17 protein-coding genes and 1 pseudogene are annotated in these 10,757 nt (G+C 55.2%); 7 read left to right on the top strand and 11 right to left on the bottom strand.

Annotated elements, in window-relative coordinates; genetic code table 11:
- Nucleotides 1-270: hypothetical protein (locus RDL77_RS24210; RefSeq protein ID WP_288195029.1), on the top strand; the 270-nt coding region annotated here is incomplete at its 5' end.
- 362 nt (nt 271-632) lie between these two features.
- Nucleotides 633-2,336, top strand: coding sequence for an HAD family hydrolase (locus RDL77_RS24205; RefSeq protein WP_288195028.1), 1,704 nt, complete (start codon nt 633-635; stop codon nt 2,334-2,336).
- A gap of 165 nt (nt 2,337-2,501) precedes the next feature.
- Here the strand turns inward: RDL77_RS24205 and RDL77_RS24200 are convergent.
- Nucleotides 2,502-2,863, bottom strand: a pseudogene (locus RDL77_RS24200) (LysE family translocator).
- Between the two features lie 426 nt (nt 2,864-3,289).
- On the opposite strand from RDL77_RS24200, the gene RDL77_RS24195 reads away from it, so the two are divergent.
- On the top strand, nt 3,290-3,478 hold the full coding sequence (locus RDL77_RS24195; protein ID WP_288195026.1) for a hypothetical protein: 189 nt from the start codon (nt 3,290-3,292) through the stop codon (nt 3,476-3,478).
- Between the two features lie 199 nt (nt 3,479-3,677).
- On the top strand, nt 3,678-4,109 hold the full coding sequence (locus tag RDL77_RS24190; protein WP_288195025.1) for a DUF2750 domain-containing protein: 432 nt from the start codon (nt 3,678-3,680) through the stop codon (nt 4,107-4,109).
- Nucleotides 4,110-4,383: 274 nt separating this feature from the next.
- Here RDL77_RS24190 and RDL77_RS24185 read toward each other — a convergent pair whose 3' ends face one another.
- The 3 genes from RDL77_RS24185 to RDL77_RS24175 form a co-directional block, all read right to left on the bottom strand.
- A complete protein-coding gene (locus RDL77_RS24185; RefSeq protein ID WP_223615679.1) occupies nt 4,384-4,839 on the bottom strand; it encodes a pyridoxamine 5'-phosphate oxidase family protein in 456 nt (151 codons plus the stop codon).
- Between the two features lie 217 nt (nt 4,840-5,056).
- Complete coding sequence (locus RDL77_RS24180) at nt 5,057-5,284, bottom strand: hypothetical protein (protein ID WP_288195023.1); 228 nt, start codon at nt 5,282-5,284, stop codon at nt 5,057-5,059.
- Between the two features lie 79 nt (nt 5,285-5,363).
- A complete protein-coding gene (locus RDL77_RS24175; protein WP_288195022.1) occupies nt 5,364-5,708 on the bottom strand; it encodes a YnfA family protein in 345 nt (114 codons plus the stop codon).
- A 266-nt stretch (nt 5,709-5,974) separates the two neighbouring features.
- Between RDL77_RS24175 and RDL77_RS24170 the strand changes: the two genes are divergently transcribed.
- Together RDL77_RS24170 and RDL77_RS24165 are read left to right on the top strand one after the other, a co-directional pair.
- Entirely contained in the window at nt 5,975-6,517 is a 543-nt protein-coding gene (locus RDL77_RS24170) for a phosphatase PAP2 family protein (protein WP_288195021.1), read from the top strand.
- 137 nt (nt 6,518-6,654) lie between these two features.
- A complete protein-coding gene (locus RDL77_RS24165) occupies nt 6,655-6,966 on the top strand; it encodes a PepSY domain-containing protein (RefSeq protein ID WP_223615683.1) in 312 nt (103 codons plus the stop codon).
- Between the two features lie 107 nt (nt 6,967-7,073).
- Here the strand turns inward: RDL77_RS24165 and RDL77_RS24160 are convergent, their stop codons facing one another.
- Nucleotides 7,074-7,307 carry a hypothetical protein gene (locus RDL77_RS24160; protein WP_223615684.1) on the bottom strand — a complete coding sequence of 78 codons (234 nt, stop codon included), beginning with the start codon at nt 7,305-7,307 and terminating at the stop codon, nt 7,074-7,076.
- Nucleotides 7,308-7,398: 91 nt separating this feature from the next.
- Between RDL77_RS24160 and RDL77_RS24155 the strand changes: the two genes are divergently transcribed.
- Nucleotides 7,399-7,710, top strand: coding sequence for a DUF982 domain-containing protein (locus RDL77_RS24155; protein ID WP_223615685.1), 312 nt, complete (start codon nt 7,399-7,401; stop codon nt 7,708-7,710).
- A 91-nt stretch (nt 7,711-7,801) separates the two neighbouring features.
- Here the strand turns inward: RDL77_RS24155 and RDL77_RS24150 are convergent, their stop codons facing one another.
- From RDL77_RS24150 to RDL77_RS24125, 6 genes are all read right to left on the bottom strand, one after another.
- Nucleotides 7,802-7,930, bottom strand: coding sequence for a hypothetical protein (locus tag RDL77_RS24150; RefSeq protein WP_264319180.1), 129 nt, complete (start codon nt 7,928-7,930; stop codon nt 7,802-7,804).
- 287 nt (nt 7,931-8,217) lie between these two features.
- The gene (locus RDL77_RS24145) at nt 8,218-8,502 is read right to left on the bottom strand and encodes a hypothetical protein (RefSeq protein ID WP_288195019.1); all 285 of its coding nucleotides are present in this window, start codon (nt 8,500-8,502) and stop codon (nt 8,218-8,220) included.
- A 45-nt stretch (nt 8,503-8,547) separates the two neighbouring features.
- Complete coding sequence (locus RDL77_RS24140) at nt 8,548-8,802, bottom strand: hypothetical protein (RefSeq protein ID WP_223615687.1); 255 nt, start codon at nt 8,800-8,802, stop codon at nt 8,548-8,550.
- 295 nt (nt 8,803-9,097) lie between these two features.
- Entirely contained in the window at nt 9,098-9,322 is a 225-nt protein-coding gene (locus RDL77_RS24135; protein ID WP_223615688.1) for a hypothetical protein, read from the bottom strand.
- 178 nt (nt 9,323-9,500) lie between these two features.
- Entirely contained in the window at nt 9,501-9,974 is a 474-nt protein-coding gene (locus tag RDL77_RS24130; RefSeq protein WP_288195018.1) for a hypothetical protein, read from the bottom strand.
- Nucleotides 9,975-10,319: 345 nt separating this feature from the next.
- On the bottom strand, nt 10,320-10,499 hold the full coding sequence (locus RDL77_RS24125) for a Flp family type IVb pilin (protein WP_223615690.1): 180 nt from the start codon (nt 10,497-10,499) through the stop codon (nt 10,320-10,322).
- Between the last annotated feature and the right edge of the window lie 258 nt (nt 10,500-10,757).

Here is a 10,757-nt window from a genome sequence, read left to right as displayed (position 1 = left end):
CCACCACTGCCACCACGGGAGCTTCCCTTGCCCGGGTTGCTGCTCTTTGCCTTGCCGCTTTCCTTGCCGGTGCTTTTGCGGGGCCCGCCAAAACTCAATCCAAATCGCGCTGCGTCCGCTGTGCTGACAAGCACAACGCTTGATAGGGTAAGGGCGGATATGGCGATAACGAGTATTTTCATCATTTTCGTTGCAATCCAAACAGGTGACAAGTTGCACGAAATCGAGATGGCTATGGCCGCCGTGTCAATGCAATTGTTGTTAAAATGACCACAAAATTGCACAAAACATGGTCTTCCCGGTGAAATGAACACGTCCTGATACCGCCCAGCCGCCTGCGGGGCCTGTCGTCCACGCTATTCCCCGCAGAAGCCGGTTATGCGGCAAGGCCATCGGGATGCGCGTTTACTCCAATTCTCAATGCTGCGTTTTTCGTCCTTTGCCTTCGCGATCTGTCTTGCGGCGATTGAATGGCACCGCTTAGCTTGATCTGCGATTGATTGGAGATGCTCTGAATGCTTGAAACCACGGCTTCTGTGCGAAATCAAAAGGTTGCCTATAAATTCAGAACACCCGACACGTTGGAGGCAACACCCGTCGCTGTTAAGCGGATCCTCGTTGTCGGATCGTGCATGGCAGCGGGTCTGTTCCACTACGCCCATGTCATTTTCAAGGGCGCGGAAGTCGATCATGTCCTGTACAACTATCCCGGTGACCTGACAGAACCGCCGCATCCAATCGAAGAGTATGCTTTCCAGCTTATACATTTGCCGTTGCGGACGATTGTGCCGGAAACCATGCTTTCGGATATACCGCACACCAGCGAGGAACCGTTCGAGGAAAAACTGCGGGAGTGCGAGCAGCGTTTGATCCAAACGTTTACGGGCGCGCTGGCGTTTGCAAAAAACACCAAGCTCATGACCTTCGTTTCCGAATATTTCATACCGCAGCAGAACCACATGGGGCGGCTTCTGCCGCGCTATGACCTGCGCAACCCCACCTATTTCGTCGAGCAGTTGAACCGCAAACTGCATGAGCTGGCGCGGGAACATGGGGCACATATGGTCCAGGCGGATGCCATCGCGCAGACATTCGGCCGAAAGTTCATTCAAGAGGATCTCGTCTGGAACTGGTCGCATGCCAGCTATGCCAATGACTGGGATTGCATCCACGACACAACCCGCATTGTCCAGCCAACCAAACTCACCAGCCTTTACCCGATCAACATAGAAGATTTCATCTTCGGGTTTTGGAGCGAGATACATGCCATGTATCGCACGCTCACGCAGCAAGACAGCGTGAAGCTGGTCATCCTTGATCTGGACGATACGCTCTGGCGCGGGGTTATCGCGGAAGAAGGCATACACAATCGCGTTGTCCTGGAAGGATGGCCGCTCGGCCTGATCGAAGCCCTGAAATTTCTCAAGCAGCGCGGTATCGTCCTGGCGATCGTCAGCAAGAATGACGAAGCGACAATCCTCGACTTGTGGCCTCAGTTCCTGAAGCACAGACTGAATATCGATGACTTCGCGGTCCGGAAAATAAACTGGCGGCCAAAAGTGGAAAACATCCAGGATATTCTCAGCGAAACCAATCTCTTGCCGAAGAACGCTCTCTTCATTGACGATAATCCCGTTGAGCGGGAAAGCGTGCAAGCGGCATTTCCGGCCATGCGGGTACTTGGCGACGAGTTGTATTCGATCCGCAGCACATTGCTTTGGGCCCCGGAAACGCAGGTTCCGTACGTCACGCCGGAGTCAAGCAGGCGCACCGAGATGATGCAGGCTCAGGTACAGCGGGAAACCGCGAAGGCCGTTATGACCCGGGAAGAGTTCCTGGCTTCCCTCGACGTTTCCGTCGGCATCCGCCCGATCAACACCATAGATGACGAACGTTTTCCACGCGCGCTGGAACTGCTCAACAAATCCAACCAGTTCAACACCACGGGCAAGCGCTGGACCATCGGTGAATGTCAGCAGGCCTTTCTCTCGGGTGCCATCTTCGAGACTTTCGAAGTCGGCGACAAATACACCGATTATGGTCTGGTGGGAATCGCCATTGTCAGAGATCACATCATCATCCAGTTCGTGATGAGTTGCCGGGTGGTTGGCCTTGGTGTTGAGCAGGCGATTATCGCCGGGCTTGCCGCAAACCACCTTCCCCTGAAGGGCGTCTACACGCCGACCGAAGCCAACGGCCTGTGCCGCGATCTGTACCAAAAACACGGATTTACATTGGACGGCGGGATATGGACGTTGCAGGACAATACCGTCACAGCCCCGCCGCACGTCAAATTCCGTGAGATGTCAGACTTGGCTCGCGGCGACCCTTGTTGAGCTGGGGCTGACCAACGACCGGCCGCACATGATCGACTGCATCACGGTTCGGGGAGTCTCACAGGCTCCCGGTGCAATTCGAGATGAACGACGTGTCCAAGGCTTGCTTTGCAGCGTGCCTCGCATGGGCTGCAGCTAAAATCCGGCTGCCACACCGTGTACGACCTAGTTCCGGCTGCCAAGCGCAAGACGGCAGGCAAGTCCGGTGAAGACCGTTGCCAGCAAATATTGCGGCAGTTTGCGGAAGCGAGGGAAGCTGCCGGCCCGGCTGCGGATATGGCCGCTCAGCAGAATCACCGTGCCATTGACGACAAAGCCGATGCCATTGAGCACGGTGGCGAGAATAAGCATCTGCACAACCAGAGAACCGGCTTCGAGTTGGACGAACTGCGGAAGCAGCGCCAGCACGAACAGTGCCATTTTGGGATTGAGCAGATTGAGGCAATGAGAAGCATATCGGGACCGGGCGTGGCCGTGAGAACCACGGACGCGGCGGCAAAAAGCAGGAGTGTTGAGAAGTCCGGCATATCGTTTTCCTGCGAGTTTGCCAGAATTCCTGTCTAGCATTTGTGCGTTGATTGACAAGGGGTTGGCTCGTCATTCCTGTAAAGACAGCCATGGACGCTTTTTGCCCAATAATGCCGGTCTGATCCGGGATTTCCGTCACGCTCACGTCACGCCGGTTTTGATGATATGTCCATGACTGGCAACGTTGTTCTGTTGCCCGTCAATAATTCAAATATGCCGGAAACGACACTGCCACAACACGTTCCCTGAGAAGAACGAAATCCAAGCTCCCATCGGGTGCAGGGAGTTGGGTCAATTGACTTATCGATGGAAGGACGTGCTGCAAAATCCTGTTCCAGACAAACTTTACCCCACCGTCTTTCGGGATGGTGGGGTTTTTACAGCGCCAGCTTTCCCCGCTCAATGCCGTCACCCTGGAGTTTAGAATGTATTCGATTGATCCGCAGCCCTATCAAGCCAATGCTTGGAAATATATCGGCGTTGTCCTGTTTCTGGCGGCACTGTCATTTGGCCTCGGCCGATATTATGCGGCAACAAGAACTGCAGCAGAAGCGGGCGTTCATCGTTTGAATGCCGAGCAGCAAGATAAAGTCACTTTGCAGAGGGTGAATTAAATGGACCCAGCGGGGGTGCGCAACATGGTTGCATCGCTCCCATCCATATAAAACCGATCGTCTCCAGGCGCTGGAATAAGCGCTCTCCAACCCTCGATCATCAATTTCGGTCTACGCGGCCGGAATAAACACTCGCTTTGGAATAATTGTCCTTCAATCTTTAATATTCTGGTCTATCCTCAGCAACGAGGGTGGGCACATGGAGTCAACACAGAGTATTGAAGAGGCAACAAGAGTTCTCAAACTCTCACACGCCATGCGTTACAGATATTTCATCAAGAAGTCGGTTGAGACCTACAAAGTATACACCATCAATCTTGGTTCGAATTATCTCATTCTCAATGACGCAGCCGGGACATCGATGTGTTGCCCGCTCTGGCCGGATGCCATCTTGGCGGAGCTGTGGCTGGGGCCACTTGACCACGGTACAGGCCTGCAAATCAAAACAGAAATCGTTGAGATGGAACTTGACACGGTGCTCAAGAATTTTCTGCCGGCATTGCGGCAACGCGGACTTAAAGTCGGAATCTGCTTCGATCAGGCAAGCGACGGACGCATTGAGTCCGTCCACAAGGTGATCGCCGATATCAGGCATGAGATCCAGACGGGGTTTTCCTACCTGAAACCATAGGGGCTGACCCCGCCGCACCGAACAGGCGTCCCATTCAGCGGCGCCGCAAAAAGATGAAGAAAATCAAAACGACAACAATGAGCGGAACGCCCAGCCACCATAAAACTGCTGCTGTAAGCATCGTATTACCTCCAATTGAATGGGGTAAACGGCGGGGGGCGTGAGAGGTTCCGCAGCAATTTTGGCGATACGATCATTCGCCGCGTCAAGTCCCGCAGGACGGTGCTGCTGAAAAATGCCGGTGCCAATTCCTTTGCCGGGTTGTGCCGGACCGCTAGCTCGCGGTTTTGACGGCTTTGTGCCCGCTTGTTTCGAGGATCGATATCCGGAAAAACACGGGTTCAAGCGGACGCTCTGCATCGCGAATGACCGTCTTCGTGTACCCGGGCTGCCACCATTCGGCGGATGCGCTCAGAAGGTGGTGCGCGGTTGCGCGCGCGTCGACATGGGACGGATCGTTCGACAGTTCTTCATACAGCCCGTTGACGATCACGCTCTGCCAGCGATTGGTTGCGTCGATCTCATCGAACGCGACACAGACGTGCGGATTGTTGCGCATCCATTCGACCTTTCGGCCGACCGTTGTAAAAGAATACAGAAAGACGGAGTGATAGGCGAACCTGAGCGGAACGATGTAAGGGTGATCATCCCTGGAGCAGGCCAGGCGGCCAATGCTCGCGCGGCTCAGCAAGGCATTGATCTCCGCCTTCGTCATCTCATTAATGATCATCGAGGTTGCTCCTGGACTTCTTGAACAGGCGGACTGCCGCCGCGATAATTATTGAGGGCGCTTTGTTCGTTGTCAAACAGGTGAATGACTTTGGCAGGGCAATGTGATGCGTCACCCAATGTGCGGGGATGCAGGGGAGGCGTGGGTTGACCAGCCTTCATGCTTGCGTGTTCACGCAAACGAGGCGATCAGCATAAGGATCTGCGCGCTTGTTGTCTCAGGTTTTGTCGATACGACCGCAGCCGTGCCTGAACAGCATCACACCGAGATCGACCTGAACGACCTGAGCGCCCTCTTGCTGGCCGGTGTGATCCGGGTGCAGAGCCGCGCCCGGTCGCTCCGTGCCGTTGCGGGCGTGCTGTTCCAGCCGCGCGGCCAATTCGGGGTGCAGACCCTCGCCGCGTCGGGCGGCCATTGCATGCAAAGCATTCAAGAGAGACAACATTGAACTCACACTCCCTGGGGTGTGGATTCAGTGTATCGCTTGCCCTTGATGGCCAGCCACCCGATTCATGCCGCAGGCGTCAGGCGGCGCTTCCTCTCGGCGCAAAAAGTATGATCCCCGCGGCGACAAGCGCAAGAATGGCGCCGGTCATGTCCCAGCGGTCCGGCCGCTGCCCTTCCGCCAGCCAAAGCCACATCAGCGATGCAAAGATATAGACACCGCCATAGGCGGCATAGGCGCGTCCCGCTTCGCCCGACGGCGCAAGCGTCAGCAAATAGGCAAAGGCGACAAGGCACAATGTGCCCGGCGCCAGCCAAAACACCGATCGCTCCATGCGCAGCCATGCCCAGAATGCGAAACATCCGGCGATCTCGGCCAGGGCGGCGGCGCCGTAGACCAGTGCGGTTGTGAGGTAGGTTTGCATGGGGCCCCCGGATTTCCTGACAGCGGATCGATCCTGCATAGCAGACAACTGCGGAAATTGAAGCGGCGGCAACAACCCAATGCCAAGCCGGCATTGACCGGTAATCCGCAGCGTGCCAGTCGACGGAACCAGTTCTCCGCCATGAAATCGTTGCGATTCACGGTCAGTGAGGACGCAGGAAAAACCGATTCGAAAGACCGGATGGACAGGACATGCCATTCCGGGGCTTTCGCAGTCCGCTCGAGGTTAAGGAAGCAGAGAAGAGAATGGATCAAACGATCACGCAATGGCTCAATTCGCCGGCTGGCCATACTCCGGTTCTCGACGGAATAATGTTGACCGTCACCAGCTTCGGCGTACCGCTGATGATCGTGGCTGTCATTGGCCAATGGTGGAGCAAGGCGGACAGGCTGCACGTGCGGCATACCTGCGTCTCGGCCGGGCTGACCTTTCTGATCGGACTGGGCTTGAACCAGATCATTCTGTTGTTTGTGCAGCGCATCCGGCCCTATGATGCCGATATCACGCATCTTCTCGTTCCCCCCAGCGCCGACTGGTCGTTTCCGTCGGACCATGCGACGGCATCGCTTGCCATCGTCGCGGCCTTTGCGCTTCACGGTCTGGCGCGCCGCACCATACTGCTCGGGCTGATGGCCTTTTTCGTCTGCTGGTCGCGCATCTATGTCGGCACGCACTATGTTTCCGACGTGATCGGCGGCGGTGTGACGGCCCTGCTGGCGGCCCTGGCGGTTGCCGTTTTTTATCGGGAGGGGTCGAAAATCGATCGCTTCGTAACACGCGTATTCTGAAAGTTATCCGGAACGCAATGTCGCGGCAAATTCAGCCACACTATAGCCCTAAACTAATCATTAACCCTGCTTCGGGGGCGTCGGCAAAGGCATATGTGGTGTATGGTTTTGGTGGGTCGTGTTAAGGAGAGAGTGTCATGTTCAAAGTTCTGGCAATGGCGGGTGTAACGGCTCTGACGCTATTGGCTTCAGCGCCGTCATTCGCGCAATCAATCGAAATAGGTCCCGGCGGCGTTCGCCTCGTCGATCCGCAAATGGATCGTCCTTATCGCAGCGTCAGCATCACTGATCGGACGGCGGTGCGGATCGCCCGGTCCGAAGGCGTGCGCGAAGTCGACGATATCCGGCGGACGCGGTCGCGCATCATCGTGGAAGGAACGGACTATCAGGGCGACGACATCAGTGTCTCCATTGATCGTCGAACCGGAGAAGTGATTTCGGTCAATTAACGCCGGGTTGAAGCTTTATCCGCCCCGCTGCCCCCAGGGGATGGCGGGGCGTTTTCGTTTGCTTGCCGTCACACCCGCGCTGTGGTCCGGCGCGCCATGAGTGAGTGTCAGAGAATTCTCTTGACCTCCACCCAGTCATTCATGTCGTTGATCTTGAGTTTTCCGATGTTTCCGGCCGTATCGAGCAGAACTTCCGGCATGAACTGGTGCAGATACTCGTCGTCGCTGCTGGTCTGCTCCCATACCTGGCCATTGGTGAGTTCGAATTTTACCCCAAGCCCGTAGCCATTGGTCGAGCCTTTGATTGTCTCCTTGTCATATTCCATGGGCAGCCCTTTCATTCGGAAAAACCCAGTGTCATTCAAGCCGGACAGTTCGTCAATCAAGGTCGATGGAACCACTTGCCTTCTGATGCATTTGAAGCTTATGGAAATGCTTTCATTCACGCATGTGACCATCAAGTCGCCGCGTACCGGCCGCGTCATCGTTGTGCGCAACGTGCGCGACGCGCTGACCATGCTGACGCAGTACTGGTCGAGGCGCCGGGGTGAAAAGCACAGGATTGCCTGTGACGCATGCCGCAATGCACTTGAGGAAAAATTGTCCGCCGAGGATGCACGCGCAGCCTTTGTCGCCGCATCGCTGGAAGCGGGTATCGATGTCAGCGAGCGCACCGGATCGCAATTGGGGACCACGCTCGGCGCATCGACCGATCAGCCGGGAAAACCCGCCAATACGATCTAGGGGTCAGCACCCCAGGTCTGGCCGGGCGATCAGGTGAGGGGCTTATGGGACAGTATCCCGATGGATCGATGGTTAAGCTGACGGAAGCCCGTCAGGCCATGGAAGAACAAATCTGACTAATCAGCACGGCGATTGCCAAGGCAAAGCCAAACACAAGCAAATGGCACCACGCGGGCGTGGTATAGTGCAAGTGCTGTTCGTCCTCATCATCTTCATACATTCGAATGTTCCCCTAATTCGTCTGCAGGTGCCTATTCCATCAACATGAAAGTTAAATGTCAAAGCGTGTGCATGAAAATAATTCAGAAAACGCACCGAAAATGACCTGTTGGGCAGAGAAGTGTTGCGGAATCGACCCACAGAAGCGTGCTGCAGTGCATCAAAAACGGGGATTCTCATGTGCCGTCACCGGATGCGGCAGGGGATGGCGGTTGCAAGCGCAGCCGGAATGCATCCCACCGGAGCGGTAATATCCGGTTGAATCACAGTTTACTAAACCTAGGGTTGTTATGCGAAGGCGCGGCCGAGTATCCAGACGGCGGCCAGAATGACAAGCATGATAATCGCAAGCCGCCAGGAACCTGCGAATACGCCGGGTTGTTTGTTATCATCAGACATTGAAGATTCCAGAGCGATTAAAATTTTATCGAAATGAATACAACTATTGCGCGAATATGCAATGAGAACTTCTGTAACTATGGAAGGTGAAATGTTGCGTCCGGCCGCCGACGCCAGTGTTTCGAGCTGAGGCGCCGTGAACAGATCCGGTCGAATGCCGGGCATCGATGGCACCGATCATCGCTCCATTGCACCGGTGCCGTGTCGGATACCGAAGTCCTATTTGGTCAGAAACCTCACCTTGAGCTTGCGAACAATATGGCGCGATCGCAGCTTCTTGATAAGCCTGTCTTCGAGCTTGACGTTCCGGGCGATAAGTTCATCCCAGTTCGTCACCGCCGCGGCTTTGACGGGTTTGACTTTCCCGGCCTTTTTGACTGGCTTTGGGTTCTCGGGGCGATGTGTTGCCATTTCGGTCTCGCGATTTGAATGGCCCGGATTACGGTAGTCTTCCAAAAAGTACAAAGTAAGCACTCAGATGACCCTTTCCAAACATCCCCTGCCAACGCAATGCAGGTGGGTGTCAGCAAATTGGACGACGGGGTGAAGCACAAGACGATATGCGCCACAAAAGGCCCGCCAGCGACAAGCTTTGGTACTTTTGTCGTCATTCTTCAGTTGTGTCGTGTTGCACGGTTCCACGCGGGGGATGAATATGACAAAACCACGTGAAATCCGATAGATAAGCCACATTGCGTGGCCTGATGTTCCTGCCGGTGAACCGCAATTTCGCCGTGGGCGGGCCGGGGCAAAGACCGATGGAATGGGGTCATCGCCCGAATTTGCGGCCGAGAATCAGCACAAGGGGAATGATGATCAGGAAGACGACGAGATAGCCCCATATGGATGTCATATAGGGCGCGTAGTCGTCTTTCTCCCTGCTTTCTTCGTCCTCCTCCTCCATTGCTTTCTCCTGCATGGGCTTGGCCAGGCAGGGGTTAACGGACTTTGAACCTGCAATTGCGGTGAGGAGCAAGTCACGTTCGACCAGCATGGCAATTCGAGAACAATTTCAAGACATGATCATAACACTGACCCGGCGGCATCGGGAGGTGTAATATTCTAGTACATCCGATTGAGGAGCCCGGCCCTTCGATGGGCCGGGGAGAGCGGCAGAGCGCAGGCCGGTGCGGTGCGGCGACCCGGATCTGCCGGGTATCCAGTCCGGGTTTTCACCGTATGACGGGATGAAACCGCCGCAGGCAGGCAAAGCCGGCGGCAATGAACACGAGCAGCACAATCCCTTGCACGATCGCAAAAGGCGGCTCCGAGCCGGTGGGCGCCAGGGCATTCAAAGCCGGTATTTTCTGGAATGACTGGGCGACCAGCACGAAAACATTGAAGTACAGCGAGATCACGGCGCCGACCACATAGACCCACCGCCACGGCCCGGCGAGATGCAGGGGGTAACGGGCGGCGATCGCGATGATGAGAATGATGATCGAGAGGATGCCGACGCCGATGGCGGGCGTAAAACCCTGGTAGGGAAAGCCGAAGCCGGTCAGGCTTGTGGCTGCCGTGCTCACCAGAAAGATCAGTGTCCATCCGTCCTTTCTGTCGGACGCAAGCAGTCCAGCGAGAACGATCAGCCCCGATATGATCCCGATCAGGCTGATCAGGACGTGAACGAAAGTATAGAAAGTCATGCCAAAGATCATGATGCGGTCCCCTCCATGATTTTGTTCAAGCGCATTCTGAATCAAAACTGGGAAGACGAAACAACGTTTACGGGAAATTGTAAATATATAGCGCCGTGAAGCGATACATGAGTAAAATAGTCAATATTATTAGGGGAATAGATCAAAGCCCGAAGTAATCAGCAGGCCTATGCATGCATATGGGTGATCGGGCTGATTTTGGCCCATAGGCCGACCGGAGCCATGGAAATGGCGGGCAGGGGCCGGTCCGGATCATTTCATATCCAACGTCAACGGCATTGGCGTTGGATATGAAATTGGGGTTGCCTGTGGCCAGGCAACCCCAACGACATGTTAGTTAACAGTCGTATTCTTGAATTTTGTGCCGAGGTTGGTGAACAGCGTGCCGAGGTTTGTACCAACGGAGCTTGCACCGGCGATGATGCCGACGGAGATGAGGGCAGCAATCAGGCCGTATTCGATGGCTGTTGCGCCGGACTCATCCTTGAGAAAACGTGTGAAAAGATTTGTCATGTTCTGTATCCCTGTTGAAGCGTTGCTTGTGACGCGGTTTCGTTGAACCGTCGTGAACTTAGGCTTTCAACAATTTCGGCTGACTTAAAAAAACTGGTTAGCAAAGTATCACCGGATTTCTTGCTTAATCATCGCTTACATCGCCCTGAATATTTTAAGTAAAATGAAAGTCATGACCGCAGGGCGTGCATTTCCCGCGCCGTACCCCGACGCCGGCCCCTCAAAACCGCTGCGCTATCAGCCCGATCCCCGGCAATG

The organism is uncultured Phyllobacterium sp. (assembly GCF_902479695.1).
Classification (GTDB): Bacteria; Pseudomonadota; Alphaproteobacteria; order Rhizobiales; family Rhizobiaceae; genus Phyllobacterium; species Phyllobacterium calauticae.
This window is presented reverse-complemented; position numbering and strand designations above follow the sequence as displayed.